This window comes from Vibrio lentus (assembly GCF_002875945.1).
GTDB classification, from domain to species: domain Bacteria; phylum Pseudomonadota; class Gammaproteobacteria; order Enterobacterales; family Vibrionaceae; genus Vibrio; species Vibrio apostichopi.
In genome coordinates this window covers 153,689-169,457 of sequence record NZ_MCZK01000102.1, presented here as the reverse complement: position 1 = coordinate 169,457, position 15,769 = coordinate 153,689, and the positions used below count along the sequence as shown (strand labels likewise).

Sequence of the window (15,769 nt, the reverse complement as noted above, 5' to 3'; positions counted from 1 at the left end):
CTAAAACACCGTTGTATTGGAGAGCGTTCTATTAAAAACTGTTCTATTAAAAACCCGCTCTATTAAAAAACAAAGAGGAGGCCTGAATTTGGCCTCCTGCTTGGTCTGTTTGTCGACTAACGAATGTTGATGTTCTTATCTCGACTTTCGTACATTTCAGGTGTGGTGTGTAACCCTCCAGCGTAACCTGCAGCTTCAAGCGTTTCTCTTACTTCTCGCACGTGCTCTGCCGTCACTGGCTCTTCTCTATCTCCAAGGTGCAATCGCACGAAGGTGATCAACTCAGCCAGTCTTTGATCCGACAAGACATCTTCAAAGCTTGCCATTGGCATGAAGTTTCTGTCTTTGTCGAGATAGGTGGGTTGTAGACCGCGCACGGTTACCGCGATGGTGTTGAATGGGTCACTGTGCATGATGATGCCGTTGTTCAACAATGTCGGCGCGATAGGGTCTCGCCCCTTACCATCGTCACCATGGCAGGCCCCACACGTTTGGCGGTAAGTGGCATAAATGTCAGTCGCGTAAGAGTCTTCATCAAACCCTTTAGGCTGCAACGGAACGGCGTCACTGCTGATGGTGTTGTTGATATCACCACTGAGTAGGTAGTAGGACATCGACTCGATATCTTCACGCGTCATCAAACTTAGGCTGTTTTTCACTACGTCTGCCATGCCCGCAAAAGCCGTCCCTTTGTCTGAGTGACCTGTGTGTAAGAAGTCGGTGAGTGTCGCCTCATCCCAACCATCGATATACAACTCATTGGCCGTGATATCGGGCGCGTTCCAACCATCAATTAAGTTACCTTGGAAAATACGTTCTGGTATCAGAGCTTGGGCAATGTTTCGTGGCGTGTGGCACTCAGAACAGTGACCTAGACCCGCAACCCAGTATTTACCTTGTTGCCATTTCTCAACGTTGTCGACCTTATCTGTGAGTTCCTCAGGTACTTGATAATCGACTGGGTCTGTGTCCATGAACACAATATTCCAACCAAGTAGCCCTAGACGAATGTTCGATGGAAACATCATGCTGTTATCATCATTGCGACGAGGCACAGCGGTGATTGACTGCATGTATTCCCACAAGTCGACCATGTCTTGGTCAGTAAGATACTGATATGACGTGTACGGCATAGCAGGGTATAGATAGCCGTTCTTACCCTTGCCGGCGACTAGCGCAGCTCGGAAGTCTTCAAAGTCGTAGGTCCCTATACCTTCCGTTGTGTGTGGCGTAATATTGGTTGAGTAGACAGTGCCGAAAGGGGTCACGAACGGCAAGCCACCAGCAAAAGGTTCGCCACCTTCGGCACTATGACATGCAACGCAGTCACCGGCATAAGCGAGGTATTCACCACGTTCAACGGACTGAGCTTCTAGGTTCGCGAGTCTTTGTTGCTGCTCTGAGCCCGCATGTCGAATGTAAGCACCCAGTGCGAGTATCTCGTTCTCCGTAAGCTGTTTATCGAACGCAGGCATGAGGTTGTTCAAGCCTTTGTTGATGGTGTGTTGTATCTCTTCAATACTCCCTCCGTGCAGCCAGATATCATCTGAAAGGTCAGGGACGCCAATCGCCGGATTCGCGATAGAACCATCGGCGTGACAAGAGGAACAGTATTTTACAAACAGCTCTTTACCGACTTTAACTTTTACCTCTGGCACATCGGTATGACGTTGATTAAGTGAGGCTAAGTAATAAGAAACCTTAGCCACTTCGTCTGGGCGCATTATTTCGCTCCAACCTGGCATCGCACCATTTCGCCCTTTGGCTATCGAGTGAATGATCGCTTCATCACTGCCGCCATATAGCCACTCTTGATCAATAAGGTTAGGGAAGTGTTTCTGACCTTGAGCGTTGTCACGATGACAAGCCGCGCAGTGAGTTTGGAACAAGATCTGTCCGCTATTCACTATTTCGGGTATGCCAGACAACCCTTCGAGGGTGGTCTCCGTTGTTTGTGAGAATTGCTCGTTTAACGTTGTGCTGGGTGAACTGAGTTTATCGTCGCTTTGTTGCCAGTCGACTAAACCTTCCCATTCCCCTAATCCGGGGTAAAGGACTAAATAGCCTGCAGACATTAAGAAGGCAATAGCATAGCTAACAAAGAGTAGTTTTGGCGGTGGCGCGTCTTTTTCCTCAATCCCATCAAAAGTGCCAAGGGTATGGTCTTGATCGGCTTGGTGATTGCTACGCCAGTATTTAACGACAACGGACACCATAAGAACGAAGAAAATTAAGGTTAAAATTACCGCCCATAGATTCCAAAATGTGCTCATTGTGATACCTCCTGTGACGTATCTTTACCAAGGCTTTGTAGATAGCGGATCAGAGCTTCACCTTTGGTTTTTCCTCTTACTTGTAATCGAGCGTCACCAATTTCTTGGTCGGTATAAGGCACGCCGAGTATGCGGAGGGTTTCCATATTGTCACTTATATCGTCGCCTGACAGTGTCTGTTCAAATAACCAAGGGTAGGCGGGCATGATCGATGTAGGTACGACTTTTCGAGGGTCAATTAGATGAATAGCGTGCCATTGGTCTGAGTATTTGCGGCCTAAGTTAGTTAGATCTGGCCCCGTGCGTTTAGAACCCCACAAGTTAGGAAACTCGTATATATCGTCTGCTTCTTTGTTCGGACGACCATTTCGTTTCACTTCCGGTTCTATAGGGCGAACCATTTGCGTATGACACACATGACAGCCTTCACTGATGTAGATGTCTCGTCCTGCTAACTCAATAGGTGTGAGCGGCATCGCTAAGCTGCCCTTGGCGATATCATCCCCACGGACAATGCTTGGCACTACCCAAACCAACAGAGAGAAGGAGGCGACGACAACGGTAGTCACAATTAAAATGACGATTGAATGCGTAAAGTCTTTACTCATCATTTAAGCCTCCTTCGCTATAAGCGTGTTTAGCATCAAGTGTTACTGGCATACGAACGGTCTTAAATAAGTTAAATGCCATTAGGAATAAACCCAGAACAAACAGCGCACCGCCAAAGAATCGTAAGAACAACCAAGGTGCTTTGAAGTCCATCGCTTCTACAAAACTGTAAATCAGTTCGCCATTTTCATTTTGAGCGAGCCACATATAACCTTCACCAATACCTGCGACCCAAAGTGCGATCGCATAAATCGCCACGCCAGCATGAGCAAGCCAGAAGTGCCATTTAATGAGACGTCGTGACCAGAGTTCGGTTTGGCCCCACAAGCGCGGAATGAAATAGTAAAAAACCGCTATCCCTGACATTCCTACCCATCCGAGTGCTGCGGAATGTACGTGACCGATTATCCATTCGGTGTTGTGCGCCACCATGTTGAACCAGCGAATAGCAAGTAGCGGGCCTTCGAATGTCGCCAAGCAGTAGTAAAGAATCGCTGAGAAAAAGAATAAAAGAATGTAGTCGGACTTCAGCTTTTCTTTGTTTTGAAGCAGGGTCATTGCGCTATTGAACGCACCGGCCCAGGAAGGGAGCCATAATATCAACGACATCACGATTCCGATGTTTTGAATCCAGATGGGAACGGAAGAATAAACTAAGTGGTGCGTTCCGGCCCACGTGTAAAAGCCGACCAAGCCCCAGAAATGGATGACAGACAAACGGTAGGAATAGATAGGTCGATCGGCCGCTTTGGGTATGAAATAGTAGTTCATACCAATCACACCAGCAGTCAGTAAGAAACCGACGGCATTATGCCCCCACCACCATTGAACAATCGCATCTTGAGCGCCTGCGAATACAGAGTAAGACTTCATGGCCGAGACCGGCATCGCAAGATTGTTCACAATGAAAATCATGGCAACAACGATAATGAAAGCAGCAAAAAACCAGTTGGCCACGAAGATATGGCTCACTTTTCTCTTGGCAAGGGTGCCAAAGAACAACACTGCATAGAGCACCCAAACCAACACAATCATTAAGTCGATTGGCCATTCAAGTTCTGCATACTCTTTTGAGCTGGTGTGACCCGCGGGTAAGGAAACGACCGCAAGTAACAGAATAAATTGCCATCCCCAAAAGACCATCCATGACAAACTTTTGTTGAACAGCCCGCAATGACCCGTTCGTTGGGCAATGTAGAGTGACGTACCCATTAAAATATTGACCACAAACCCGTAAATAACGCCCGAGGTATGCAATGGACGAAGACGTCCAAATTGGAAATATTGAGAATCGAAATTGAGTACAGGCCAATACAATTGAGCGGCGAGGATCACGCCGATGATCATACCCACAAAAGCCCAGATTAAAGAGGCGATGATAAAGTATCTCACGACTTTAATGCTGTACTGCGTTGTCACTTGTTCCATAACAAGGCTCCTTGCCTACAGTTTTGAACTGCTGTCTGATTTTGAGTCGCTATCTGAATTTGATTCATTGCCGAGCATTGAATAGAAGTAGGAGATATCGCGGATGTCTTGGTCTGAGAGCGTATCGGCTTGTTGTTGCATGAGGATCGCTAAACCGCTGGTTCTCTCCCTTGTTTGATAGTCTTTTAAAGAAGAGATGAGATAACCCACCTTTTGACCGCGAAGGTTAGGGTAGGGATCTTGCGTTGAGATACCATTAACGCCATGGCAAGTCATACACACCTTGGCTTTTTGTTTTCCTAGTTCGAATTGCTCATCGCTTGATTCTGCATAAACTGGATTCATGACAGCCGTCATTAGCAGAATGGAAAGTGCGGTTATGGGGTTAAACTTTTGCTTATTTAATCTCATTACTGATTCCCTTATTGAAGAAAAGAGCGAGTGCTTGATGATCCTCAGAAAACACCCACCTTGGTGTAAAGGTTATGCATGCATAAGCGTTCTCGCTACTCAGTTACTCATTTTTATTGTCAATTTTATTGGTCACTACGTATTCATCACGGGAATTGGATTACTTGTTAGCCATAAAAAAGCCGTTTTTATTTAAATTGAGCGACGTCAATAGCACGGTAAACCGAGGATTATGGGATTTCATTGAATATAGAAGAAACGTGGTAGGTGGACTGAAATTAGCGAGCGACTTACACCAATTAAATGAGGAATATGAACTAGACTCAGATAAGTGACCTTTTAAAATGGAGTTTAAAATGCGAACTGCACTTCTGTTTATACTTTCACTGTGTTCATTTTCTATTTTCGCGACATCGGAACTCACCGTATTCGACCACTTAGGGCAAAAACATCAATTAAGTAGAGAACAGCTGTTATTGCTCCCTCAAAAAGAAATTACCACGTCGTTACCTTGGGTTGATGGAGAGTTGGTTTATAGCGGTGTGACTTTACAAACCGTGCTTGAAACAATGGACTTACCCATTTCATCACAAGTCACTTTTGTTGCTTTGAATGACTACAAGATCGCTGTACCTAAAGAAGACTTTGATGATTATCAGCCGATCATTGCGATAAAACAAAATGGCCAGTTTATGTCTGTTAGGGATAAGGGACCGTATTGGTTGATTTACCCACTTTCTTCGACTCCTGAGATTGATAACACAGACTTCCATGCCAAGATGATTTGGCAGATACGCGATATTCATTTGTAAGGGTTTACTATGAAAAAGCTGCTGTCATTGACTGCTATTAAAATCGCTGTGTTATCTCTGGCAGCAGTGGTACTGACCGTTAATATCTATAGTGTTACCCGTATTAACGATATCAATAAGAGTTTTTCAAATAGACAAAATGAAGCGACCTGGTTCGTCTTTCAATTGGTAAAAGAATATGCCAACTTCTTAATGGTAAGCCGTTCTGAAACCATTGATTATGATAAGTTGTGGCTAGCATACGATATTACTTGGAGCCGTTTTGATATATTGATTAATAGTAACGAGTCTTCCAATTTCATTAAGTCAGCTAACTTTAAGCCTTATTTTACCGCGGAATTTGAGAAGTTTAAGAGCTTGGAATCTTCCATAAAGCTAGTCAGTCAAGGGGTCCTACCTAAGGAGTCTTTGCAGAAGAAAGTTGATATTTGTTATCACACACTTGTAGATTTTATTAACGAAAAATTTCGATTACAAAGCCCTGTCATTGAAGAAAACACCTCAATGGTTGATAAATTAGTCGTAGTGCATCGAATCAGTAGTGTTTTTCTTGTTGTGATCTTGGTGATGACCGGCATCATTTTCTATATGGACTTCTCTATTAAAAGGAAGCTTTACTCAACCGATTTCATCACAGGCTTTCGAAATCGAGTGTCGTTAATGAAGTTCGTTAAAAACAACTACCCGAAAGACAATAACTTCGACCTTTATTTCGTACGTATCAGAAATTTAAGCGAAATTAATCAAAAGTATGGACTTGAATATGGAGATCTCGTGGTGAGTTCTGCTGCTAAGTCTCTGACCGACAAGATTCCTGAAAGCACAATTTCATTCCGTAGTAGCGGAAGTCAGTTTTTATTTTTTATTCCTGACCATTTATATGCGAGTGATGAAATTCAAGAGAGATTTAACGATGTACTCAGTGATTACATCTCGGCAGGTAATCTAGAGTTGATGATTGACGCCGTAGTTAGACATAAGAAAAACATCAGTTCAAAAGACATGATGGAGTTACTCACATCCATGCAAGGCTAAGCTTTGTCAAAAGGCTCCTCTTGCTTTCATTGTTCTATTCCACCCGACACTTAGTTTGTCCTACCTAAACCTCTCCTATATTCGGTGTTGGCATTGCAACGCTAATAGCTTCCGCTGAACAAATGAAGACTTATTCTGTTTAATTGCCTTTTTATAGGGCGCATTGGCTTATAGGAACATATTGGTTTATAGAAGCATATTGGCTGTTCAAGGTATGTTGCGTGAATAGTTTGTGGTTGAGGTGCAGATAATGATTGAGCATCACTCAGTACATCAGAAGAAGGATTCTTGTCGCTGTGATCAAGTTGTCGCGGTTATTAAGGTGCCGTGGTTATTAAGGTGCGTAAGCGACCATGGTCATCAGTCACTGTGATTCCCTAGTAATACGGCTACTGCAAGCGTTACTGCTTTTGCTTTAGTGCCACAATCCTTTCGTGAGAGCTTGGTTCTACCGTTGTTTGTTGGTCTAGAATAGCTCGGGGGTTATGGTCACGGACAAATTCAATGAACTCGATATAAGTTAATGGTGAGCTAAAGAAGTACCCTTGTATTAAGTCGCAGTTAGCTCTTCGCAGGTGATGATATTGCTCGATCGATTCTACGCCTTCCCCAACAACAAAGGTGTCACAAGAGTGCCCTAAGTTAACCATTGATTCGACCATCTTACGGCCAGCCTTGTCCTTGACGATATTATCTATAAAGCTCTTATCAATTTTAAGCTCGTCAACAGGGTAGTGAAGTAATTGGTTGAACGCGGTATAGCCTGTGCCGAAATCGTCGAGGGAAACTTTTAGTCCTAAACTTCGGAGACTTTCTATGGTTTGCACGGTCAGTTTCGTGCTTTTAACGTAACTGGTTTCGGTGATTTCTATAATGATGTTTTCGGGAGGCACTTGATAACGTTCGATCACTTTACGAATGTTGTCGGCAAAATTACGATTGTAGAGCTCCATCGCTGATATATTGATGGATAAGGTGCCTTTGTAGTTGTGAATCTCTGAGAGCTCTTTGTAGCTCCTGATTGCCGTGCTTATAACCCACATATCGAGTTTGGAGATCAAGTTACTTTTCTCTGCGACTGGAATGAATTCATCTGGCCCTGCTTTAATGTCAAACAGGGCAGGACAGCGAATGAGACATTCAGCGCCGTCGATATGGAGTGTTTGAGCATTAAAAATAGGCATAAAACGAAGTTCAAAGTTGTCGCTCTCACAACATTCCAAAAGTCTTTTCTCAATAATATCGTGCCTTTCCAGCGTATGGACCAGCTCTTCGCCGTAAACAATGCGGCTCTCGCCATCACTGTGCGCTTTGGCGTTGATTAGCATTTCATCAATGCATCTGTGCCATATTTCTTCAAATTTCGGTGTGTCGACTGGCAGTACGCCAGTGGCAATCGAAAGTCTAAAACCATAATAATCAAGGAATGTCGTACCTGTTAGCGTGTTATTGATGTTCTCTATTTCTTCGTTTATCGATTGGTTTTCATTCATTTCCAAGATGGCAATGAACTGGTTTCCGCCCAATCTTGCGAGTGAGTAATCGCTGCAACTGAACCCAAAAGAAGACTGTTGATTTTGCAGCGTTTCTTTAAGCGATTTAGCTAGGCTTATTAGTACATTATCACCCACCTTTGCGCCGTATAGGTCGTTGATTTTTCGAAAGTCGATGATATCCCAACACACCAAATAACAGCGGGGCTTCATTGAGCTTTTAATGCGAACATCGAGGTGACGTATGAATGAGCGTCGATTAGCAAGTTTGGTGAGTTGGTCGAACTCGGCTTCAAATTTCAATTCTGTCAGTGAGTCTATATAGGCGTTCTTTAAGCCATCAATTTCACTTTGCCCCGACGATCGTTTGAAGTATCTAAGTTTGAGACCACCAATGGAGATTTCATTCAGCAGGTCTTTGAGGGGGCTGACCAATTGATAACGCACGACCAAGTGAACGATAAGCATGATAGTAAATAGAGTAGCGACGCTTCCAAGCATGGTTTGTTGAGCAATAATTGTTTTTTCTTGGTCGAACTTTTGTTCACGAATATCAACTTGAGCGAGGAAGTGTCGGCTTGTCATTTTTACATTGATGCTGTCTTCACTTTGTTCAAAAGACTGAATAACGAACTGAGTATTTTCAATGTTCTCTTTATTTGATGAGGGCTCAATCATAAGTTGCATGTTGTCGTCGCCGTTATACTGAGTCATCAAGCTAGACATTTGTTTCATTGGACCATCTGCAATCAAAATGTAGCGATCTAAACTGTTTTTGGTTCGTTTATCTTGCGGCACTAAATAAGGGTCTATCGCTGCGACATAGGCATACCTCAGGCCACCACTAACCGAAATGTAAGAAAAACCTTCTTGAGTTAGCTCATCTTTGTTCATTAAGGACGCGTATATGTCGAAAACTCGTTCGTAAACAGTATCGGGGATTTTTAATCCCTCGAACGGGTCAGATCGTAAGGTGGAAAGTGTCAGATTGAACTTGGGATCAATGATGTAGACGTTGCGTTGGCCAAATTGATTAACATGATTTTGGTTTAAAACTCGGAGTACGCGTTTCTCCAAAAGTGACAAAGTGATGTAATCACTAGGAGTTTGAATGTAGCGTAAGAACTGCAATGACGACCCAATATCTTTGACCAATAACGACAAACCGAGCTGCTCATATTCAGCGGCGACCAAAGCGGTATTTACATCAGATTGCACCTCATCCAAATACATGTGTTTGGCGTGGTTAGATGCAAAGTTGTAAGTAACGATTCCCGCAATCGTGAATACAAACATTAGGGTCGGGACTAAGACAAAGTACAGCTTCTTTAATATTGGCATTGATTATCTCAAACTGTCGACAATACGATTACGAATTTGAATGCTATTGGGTTCAAGTTGCTCATATAGATAACTGCGTTCTAATACCTCTTTGCTCGGGAAGAGCTCAGGATCATTTTGATACTCTTGAGAAGTCAGTGCTTTCGCTTTTAAACTTGGGGTTGCGAACCAAGAGTCCATCGCATTTTGTGCAGCAATGGTCGGTTGGGAAAGAAACGACAAGATAGTGGAGGCCTGTGAAGACATCTCTCCATTGTTAATAGCGGCAATGCACTCTAGCCACAGCGTTGTGCCTTCTTCAGGGACTATATAAGCCCATGAAGCGTCTGGGTCTGCATCATTAAGTACGTAACTATCGCCGGAATATCCGTAAGCCAAATCAATATTGGTGAGTCGTTCTGGCTGGTGGATATAGTCAACGACGTATTCATTGCTTTCGAGATGAGGTTTCTGAATTTGTAAGGTTTGATAGGCGACACGAAGTTCTTGTTCATCATTAGTGAAGGGATCAAATTGATTGACCAACAAGGCGGTACTCACTAAGTCCGTAGGTTCGTAGTACATGCTTATTCTGCCACTGTTCTTGGCGTCCGGATCGAGAATAGCTTTCCAAGATTGAGGAGGGGACACTTTATCGGTTCTGTACAAGATTCCAGACGTTCCCCAAGCGTAAGGGATACCATATTCCCCGCATCCGTCGGCCCAGCGAGAATCAAAGTTATCGGCGAGGGAGCTCTGCAATTCACTGAGGTTGTGAAATAGATTCTGTTTAGCCAAAGCTTTCAGTTTTACGCTCTCAACCACCACCAGTTCGAAAGCGCCTCGGCGTTCGCTCAATAGAACTTCATCTCTGATGGATTCATCTGAGAAAAATTGTTGCTTCAACGAAATATCATAGGTGTCGTTTAATTGGGTAATAACACTGTCCGACAAAAATTCATCCCAGTTATAGAGATAAATGTCGTGTTGCTGGCCGCTAACAGAACCAACCCAGAATAAAGGTGACGCAAGAATAGAAACGTATAAAGCTTTCACTGACGGATTCCCTTTCGTAGGTGAACTCTTTGATCGTAGCCTAAAAATTGAGACATAGTTCAAATTTAAGCCTCCAATTTAACTTCAACTTAATGCAATGCATCTAAAGAGCTATGTTGGCAAGGAGCTACGAATTATTCTAACTGCATCTTTTCAATGGTTGTTCTAGTCAGTTTTTACGCTTATGGTGGCGATAACGAATTAAGGCTTAACCCGTTCCACGCTTAGAAAAGGAGTCATTTTGGACCTGGAAATTTATCAAGTGGATTCTTTCACTACTCAAGCTTTTAAAGGAAACCCAGCAGGGGTTTGTATTTCACAAGAACCTTTAGAAGAGTCGTTGATGTATTCGATTGCTGAAGAGATGGCAGTATCAGAAACGGCATTCTTAGCCCTCAATACGATGACGTTGAAATGGTTCACACCAGAAGTTGAAGTCAAATTATGTGGTCACGGTACGTTGGCAACAGTACATGTGATGAAGGAAAAAGGGTTAGTCAATGTGGGGGAGGTCGTGACATTTGATACGCTTTCGGGTGAGCTATCTGCCACAGTCTGTGACTCGACAATCGAGCTCGATTTCCCAAGTACAGTGCTTGATCTTGGGTTGGATGCCAATAAAGAGTTGTTGGAATATTTAGGGCTGCGTGAAGACCAAGTGGTGTCATTCAATGAGTTCGATACCAAGCAGTTTATTGAAGTTGTTAGCGAACCGGTTCTATTGGATCTAACGCCAAACTTTGATGCCTTGAAGGGTATTAAAGGCCGAGGTGTCGTTGTGACGGCATTGTCGTCGAACTCTGAGCTTGATTTTGTTTCGCGTTATTTTGCGCCGTGGGTTGGGGTAAACGAAGATCCCGTTACGGGTTCAGCGCATTGCGCTCTCACACAGTATTGGTCTGAGAAACTGAACAAAGCACATTTTAATGCTTACCAAGCGTCACGCCGCGGTGGGTATGTATCGACAGAGTTATTGCCAAACGGCCGTATAAAACTGATAGGGTCTGCAACCACGGTAATTAGTGGTACCTTAACAGTCTAAACTTCTATGCCATTCTTAAAACAACGAAGTCATTATTAAAACAGCAATGTCGTTATTTAGAACCGCAACGTCATTATTTAAATCTGCTAGGTCACTACTCAAATCTACTAGGTCACAAGTTAAGGAATAATCGTGTCAGCCTTTTATCTGTCTCAAGTACTCGTCGCTATCGCTATTTGTTTCGATTTGTTGTCATTCCAATTTAAGGAAAGGAAGAAAATCGTCACATGCTTGTTTTTTGCAGGTGTTCTTATCTCGAGCCATTTCATTTTGCTTGAGCAATGGACGGCGGCAAGTTTGATGATCATCGCGACAATCCGTTATTTAACGAGCGTGTTTTCTACATCTCCCAAATTTAAATACTTGTTCTGTTCTATGTCGTTGGTGGCAACAGTCTTAACTTATTCCGGGTTGATTAGCGTATTAAGTTTCTTTGCTTCTGTGTTCCAAACGTTCGCTGCTTTCAATAAAGACGATCGTCGATTGAGAGAGCTAATGATCATCGGCACCAGTTTTTGGTTAGTGCATAACTATCTGATTGGTTCACCGACCGCAGTAGTGATGGAAGCCTTGTTCATCTGCAGTAATTTAGTTGGCTATTACCGATTCTATTTCAGAAAAAGTGCTGTGGCTTAGGAGAGAACAATGTCAAATATTTACTCGGATGTGCCTTCGTCAATACCCAACGAAATATTCAACGACCTTATCTCCACTGAGAATGTGCGGATTGAAAGAATACTATCTCATGGGCACAGCTCTCCGGAACAAGGTTGGTATGACCAAGATGAAAACGAATGGGTCATGGTGCTAGAAGGGCAAGGTGTTATTGAGTTTGAAGACGGTCGTGTCGTTACTCTGTCAAAAGGGGATTACATCAACATTGCTGCGAGAGAAAAGCACAAGGTTCTTGGAACGGACAAAGACGTCGTAACTATTTGGCTCGCCGTGTTTTATCGCTAGCATCGTTAGTAAACAGTAAACAGTAAACAGTAAACAGTGAGATGGATAATCAACAAGACATGAAAGGGGTGTGTCGTGGTTAGAATTAGAAATTACCAACCTAGTGATAGCAAAGTGCTATGGGAGATCTACTTTTATACCGTTCGTAACATTAACGTTCGTGACTATTCTCAAGAACAAGTCGAGGCTTGGGCGCCAAGCGGTTTTGACTCTGAGCTTTGGAAAAAAGGCATGCATCGGATACAACCTTTTGTGGCTGAGTTAGACGATCGAGTTGTTGGTTATACCGATCTTCAACCGAGTGGTTTGATTGACCATTTCTTCTGCCATCATGAATATCAAGGTAAAGGCGTCGGAAGAGCTTTGATGGAACATGTATTCGAGATTGGTCGAATTCGTGGTGTCTCTCGATACTTTTCAGAGGTGAGCATTACCGCTAGACCTTTCTATGAGCACCTTGGCTTCACGGTAGTCAATGAGCAGGAAGTCGAAATGCGTGGTGTGAAACTGAAGAATTACGTGATGGAGAAAGTCACGGAATAAGTGATAAAAAAGAAGTATTAATCATCCTTTTTGAGGATTACTTATGCGGATCTATTGATATTGTTGAGGAGTTCAAATTGTGTACAAGCTAATTTGTCCTAATCTAATAGGTAGTGAAAACAAGGAGTGTTTCTCATGAATATTGTACTTAGTAATAAGGCCCTCGTCTTAATTTCCTCTTTCTCGTTGGCGGCAGGGGTGTTGGCTTTGAAGTTCGGCTACGAAGGGTTATTTCCGCTCTTTGTCGTCGTTATTTCTTTCTTTTCTGTCGTTATCAATCTGTATTTACTGTGTATCAGTCGAGCAGATAAAGATGTCTCCGATTCCTATCAATAAGCGAATACAGCTCGTACCGAAGTATTAATTAAAGAGTCTGAAAAACCTAAGAAATAACCAACATGAATGACCGGTTTTTATTTCTAGGTATTCTCATTTTTGCGACATTTGTTGGTGGCTTTTTTACCGCGCTCTTAAGAACTTTTCCCGGGTTACATATAGTATGCAAGCTGATTTAGTTTACTTAAGGAATCCAAGTGGGAATTGAAGCTTTGGCGTTTGTAATGGACGCATTAATCACGGCATGTTGTATGTATATTGCCTCAAAAATGTCGTTCGTCGTGGCGGATTTTAAATCTCTTCTTACTATTGCCGTTATCGTGGCTTTGGTGTCATTGATTCCAACAGTGGGTTGGGCTCTAGGACTGATTCTATTTGTCTTTCTACTCGGGAAAGCAACGCATTCAAGTATTGGTGATTGCATCTGGGTGGTGGTGTTTACCAAGGTCGTGTCGATGGCAGCATTTCTGATATTTGGACGCTTGTTTGTCTAGCTGTGCACGTAAAAGAAAGTTCGCCTTCTTTAATGACGAAACTCAACTGGCTCTAAACAAGAAAAGGGTGTGATCTACTCACACCCTTTAGATAATTTTTGAAGGCTTATTACTAACTTCAGCTGTTGGTTACTTTGGTAGCAACACAGTATCAATCACATGGATAACACCATTGCTTGCTTCAACGTCTGGCATCACTACCTTGGCTTTGTTAATCATCACGCTGCCGTGATCTATTCCAATCATTACCGCTTCACCTTGAACTGTCACTGCACTGTTCAGTTTCATTACTTCAGCTGCCATTATTTTCCCGGGTACTACATGATAGGTCAGTACTGCGACTAACTTGTCTTTATTCTCTGCCTTCAACAGCATGTCTACCGTTCCCTCTGGCAATGCAGCGAAAGCCTCATCAGTCGGTGCAAACACGGTGAAAGGGCCGTCGCCTTTCAGTGTATCCACTAAGCCTGCCGCTTTTACCGCCGCCACTAAAGTTGTGAAAGAGCCGTTTTCAGCGGCAACATCAATGATGTCTTTCTTCATACCGTGATGGTTAGCGTGAGCAAAAGCCGTGAAAAGAAGGGTTGCAACCAGTACTGACAGAGTTTTGCTTAGTTGATTAAACATATTGTAGTCCTTTGAGTTTGTCTGTGATTTCCGAGATGTATTACGAAAGCTCAAAAGCGATAGATCAACTTATTGCAGTCTTAAGTCGCTTACTTCGACAACCAAAGTCATCGGAAGGATAAATTCGCATGGTTAAATACTTGTTATAATTCCATTTTTGTACTTATAGTTAACGGGTGATTATTCAAATAATGGATGTGAATATGAGGTTTGTTTTACCAGTTGTGTTTTCGGCATTTGCTTCAATGCCTGCTTATAGTGGCCTTGCTCCAAGTGAAGGTTTCAGCGGTAACTTCAGTGTTTTGGCCGGTTTCTACTCAGATAGCAGCAATTTGAGTACCGAACAAAATTCGAACCAAACAAGCAATACCATGGAAGGAGATAGCGAAAACCAAGGGTTACTGGGTTTTCTTGGAACCGTTCAATATACCTTTGGTGAATCCCTGACTCATCAAGTCTATGTCGGTACGACGCGAGAGGATATTGCGACGGGTACCATTGCGTTTGAGATTGGTTATCGACATCAACTCTCAGGCGGGACCATCTTGGATTTCTCTGTGTTACCGACGCTTATTTCTGGTAAAGCTTGGTCTGATCCTTATGCCATTGGTGTTAATCGAAACGAAACCGATGTGAAGGGTAATGTTGGACGACTGCAACTGACTAATATCGGAGGAACTGCTTTCCAAACAGATTTCGCGATTGGTCAATCTGACGTTGATGATGAGCTATCAGGCACACAAAACTCAGCGGGATTAACTGATGAAGAAATAGCGCTTTTAGATAGGGAAAGAACCTATTTGTATGCCAAAGCTGGTTATCGCTTTATATTGCCAAACCAATCAGGTTTGCTAGTACCTTCTATGGTGTATTTCAATTCAGATGCAGAAGGCGGTGCACTCAGCTTTGACAGCTACGGTATTGAATTGAATTACGCGAAGAGAATCGGTCGTCATGGTTTTGTTGTTACTTTAGATGCAAGTGATCGTCAGTACGATGAAGCAAACCCGATTTATGGCAAAGCGCGTGAAGAGAACGAATACGGCGCATTTTTAGCTTATGAATTTGGTGGCTTGATGGGCTATGAAGATTGGTCGTTTATCACCTTATTGGGTCTAAGAACGATTGATTCCAATATCGACTTCTATAATTCCGAACAGGTACTCGCGAGCGTTGGTGTCGACTATAAGTTCTAAGGGTTAGGCATTGTGAATGGTTATCTAAAGCTCAGATTTTGTTGATTTTTATTATCTGTTTAATTATTTCGAGCACTTATAACCTTTAAGGTTGTAGGCGCTCGTTGCTATCCGTAATATGAAAAATAGTTTAC

At 43.0% G+C, this 15,769-nt stretch carries 16 protein-coding genes; 9 read left to right on the top strand and 7 right to left on the bottom strand.

Annotated elements, in window-relative coordinates:
* Positions 1–116: 116 nt before the first annotated feature.
* Genes BCT49_RS09315 through BCT49_RS09300 form a run of 4 tightly spaced genes read right to left on the bottom strand, consistent with a single transcriptional unit; the run spans position 117 to position 4,721 of the window.
* Positions 117–2,273, bottom strand: coding sequence for a c-type cytochrome (locus BCT49_RS09315; RefSeq protein ID WP_102435005.1), 2,157 nt, complete (start codon positions 2,271–2,273; stop codon positions 117–119).
* The gene (locus BCT49_RS09310) at positions 2,270–2,884 is read right to left on the bottom strand and encodes a cbb3-type cytochrome c oxidase subunit II (protein ID WP_102435004.1); all 615 of its coding nucleotides are present in this window, start codon (positions 2,882–2,884) and stop codon (positions 2,270–2,272) included. Before BCT49_RS09310 ends, BCT49_RS09315 begins: the two co-directional genes overlap by 4 nt.
* Entirely contained in the window at positions 2,874–4,310 is a 1,437-nt protein-coding gene (ccoN, locus tag BCT49_RS09305; protein ID WP_102435003.1) for a cytochrome-c oxidase, cbb3-type subunit I, read from the bottom strand. Before ccoN ends, BCT49_RS09310 begins: the two co-directional genes overlap by 11 nt.
* Positions 4,311–4,325: 15 nt before the next feature.
* Positions 4,326–4,721, bottom strand: a complete 396-nt coding sequence (locus BCT49_RS09300) for a c-type cytochrome (RefSeq protein ID WP_102435002.1) — start codon at positions 4,719–4,721, stop codon at positions 4,326–4,328.
* A 356-nt stretch (positions 4,722–5,077) separates the two neighbouring features.
* On the opposite strand from BCT49_RS09300, the gene BCT49_RS09295 reads away from it, so the two are divergent.
* Both BCT49_RS09295 and BCT49_RS09290 read left to right on the top strand, forming a co-directional pair.
* Positions 5,078–5,533: a hypothetical protein gene (locus BCT49_RS09295; protein WP_102435001.1), complete on the top strand. Its 456-nt coding sequence runs from the start codon at positions 5,078–5,080 to the stop codon at positions 5,531–5,533.
* A gap of 9 nt (positions 5,534–5,542) precedes the next feature.
* The gene (locus BCT49_RS09290; RefSeq protein WP_102435000.1) at positions 5,543–6,568 is read left to right on the top strand and encodes a GGDEF domain-containing protein; all 1,026 of its coding nucleotides are present in this window, start codon (positions 5,543–5,545) and stop codon (positions 6,566–6,568) included.
* A gap of 401 nt (positions 6,569–6,969) precedes the next feature.
* Here the strand turns inward: BCT49_RS09290 and BCT49_RS09285 are convergent, their stop codons facing one another.
* Together BCT49_RS09285 and BCT49_RS09280 are read right to left on the bottom strand one after the other, a co-directional pair.
* A complete protein-coding gene (locus BCT49_RS09285) occupies positions 6,970–9,402 on the bottom strand; it encodes a putative bifunctional diguanylate cyclase/phosphodiesterase (protein ID WP_102434999.1) in 2,433 nt (810 codons plus the stop codon).
* A gap of 3 nt (positions 9,403–9,405) precedes the next feature.
* On the bottom strand, positions 9,406–10,437 hold the full coding sequence (locus BCT49_RS09280) for an ABC transporter substrate-binding protein (protein ID WP_102434998.1): 1,032 nt from the start codon (positions 10,435–10,437) through the stop codon (positions 9,406–9,408).
* A gap of 241 nt (positions 10,438–10,678) precedes the next feature.
* On the opposite strand from BCT49_RS09280, the gene BCT49_RS09275 reads away from it, so the two are divergent.
* From BCT49_RS09275 to BCT49_RS09250, 6 genes are all read left to right on the top strand, one after another.
* Positions 10,679–11,479 (top strand): PhzF family phenazine biosynthesis protein, encoded by an 801-nt coding sequence (locus BCT49_RS09275; RefSeq protein WP_102434997.1) that lies wholly within the window; start codon positions 10,679–10,681, stop codon positions 11,477–11,479.
* A 132-nt stretch (positions 11,480–11,611) separates the two neighbouring features.
* A complete protein-coding gene (locus BCT49_RS09270) occupies positions 11,612–12,115 on the top strand; it encodes a YgjV family protein (protein WP_102434996.1) in 504 nt (167 codons plus the stop codon).
* A gap of 9 nt (positions 12,116–12,124) precedes the next feature.
* Positions 12,125–12,439, top strand: a complete 315-nt coding sequence (locus tag BCT49_RS09265) for a cupin domain-containing protein (RefSeq protein ID WP_102434995.1) — start codon at positions 12,125–12,127, stop codon at positions 12,437–12,439.
* 75 nt (positions 12,440–12,514) lie between these two features.
* Positions 12,515–12,982 (top strand): GNAT family N-acetyltransferase, encoded by a 468-nt coding sequence (locus BCT49_RS09260; protein WP_102434994.1) that lies wholly within the window; start codon positions 12,515–12,517, stop codon positions 12,980–12,982.
* 135 nt (positions 12,983–13,117) lie between these two features.
* Positions 13,118–13,318 (top strand): hypothetical protein, encoded by a 201-nt coding sequence (locus BCT49_RS09255; RefSeq protein WP_102434993.1) that lies wholly within the window; start codon positions 13,118–13,120, stop codon positions 13,316–13,318.
* 197 nt (positions 13,319–13,515) lie between these two features.
* Positions 13,516–13,812, top strand: coding sequence for a hypothetical protein (locus BCT49_RS09250; protein WP_102434992.1), 297 nt, complete (start codon positions 13,516–13,518; stop codon positions 13,810–13,812).
* A 129-nt stretch (positions 13,813–13,941) separates the two neighbouring features.
* On the opposite strand, the gene BCT49_RS09245 is transcribed toward BCT49_RS09250, so the two are convergent.
* Positions 13,942–14,439, bottom strand: coding sequence for a fasciclin domain-containing protein (locus tag BCT49_RS09245; RefSeq protein ID WP_102434991.1), 498 nt, complete (start codon positions 14,437–14,439; stop codon positions 13,942–13,944).
* 203 nt (positions 14,440–14,642) lie between these two features.
* Between BCT49_RS09245 and BCT49_RS09240 the strand changes: the two genes are divergently transcribed.
* On the top strand, positions 14,643–15,635 hold the full coding sequence (locus tag BCT49_RS09240) for a DUF2860 family protein (protein WP_102434990.1): 993 nt from the start codon (positions 14,643–14,645) through the stop codon (positions 15,633–15,635).
* Positions 15,636–15,769 lie beyond the last annotated feature (134 nt).

Bases quoted from the DNA above. Each gene is read 5' to 3' on its own strand.
- BCT49_RS09315 (WP_102435005.1), bottom strand. From the start codon at position 2,273: ATGAGCACATTTTGGAATCTATGGGCGGTAATTTTAACCTTAATTTTC.
- BCT49_RS09310 (WP_102435004.1), bottom strand. From the start codon at position 2,884: ATGATGAGTAAAGACTTTACGCATTCAATCGTCATTTTAATTGTGACT.
- ccoN (WP_102435003.1), bottom strand. From the start codon at position 4,310: ATGGAACAAGTGACAACGCAGTACAGCATTAAAGTCGTGAGATACTTT.
- BCT49_RS09300 (WP_102435002.1), bottom strand. From the start codon at position 4,721: ATGAGATTAAATAAGCAAAAGTTTAACCCCATAACCGCACTTTCCATT.
- BCT49_RS09295 (WP_102435001.1), top strand. From the start codon at position 5,078: ATGCGAACTGCACTTCTGTTTATACTTTCACTGTGTTCATTTTCTATT.
- BCT49_RS09290 (WP_102435000.1), top strand. From the start codon at position 5,543: ATGAAAAAGCTGCTGTCATTGACTGCTATTAAAATCGCTGTGTTATCT.
- BCT49_RS09285 (WP_102434999.1), bottom strand. From the start codon at position 9,402: ATGCCAATATTAAAGAAGCTGTACTTTGTCTTAGTCCCGACCCTAATG.
- BCT49_RS09265 (WP_102434995.1), top strand. From the start codon at position 12,125: ATGTCAAATATTTACTCGGATGTGCCTTCGTCAATACCCAACGAAATA.
- BCT49_RS09255 (WP_102434993.1), top strand. From the start codon at position 13,118: ATGAATATTGTACTTAGTAATAAGGCCCTCGTCTTAATTTCCTCTTTC.
- BCT49_RS09245 (WP_102434991.1), bottom strand. From the start codon at position 14,439: ATGTTTAATCAACTAAGCAAAACTCTGTCAGTACTGGTTGCAACCCTT.
- BCT49_RS09240 (WP_102434990.1), top strand. From the start codon at position 14,643: ATGAGGTTTGTTTTACCAGTTGTGTTTTCGGCATTTGCTTCAATGCCT.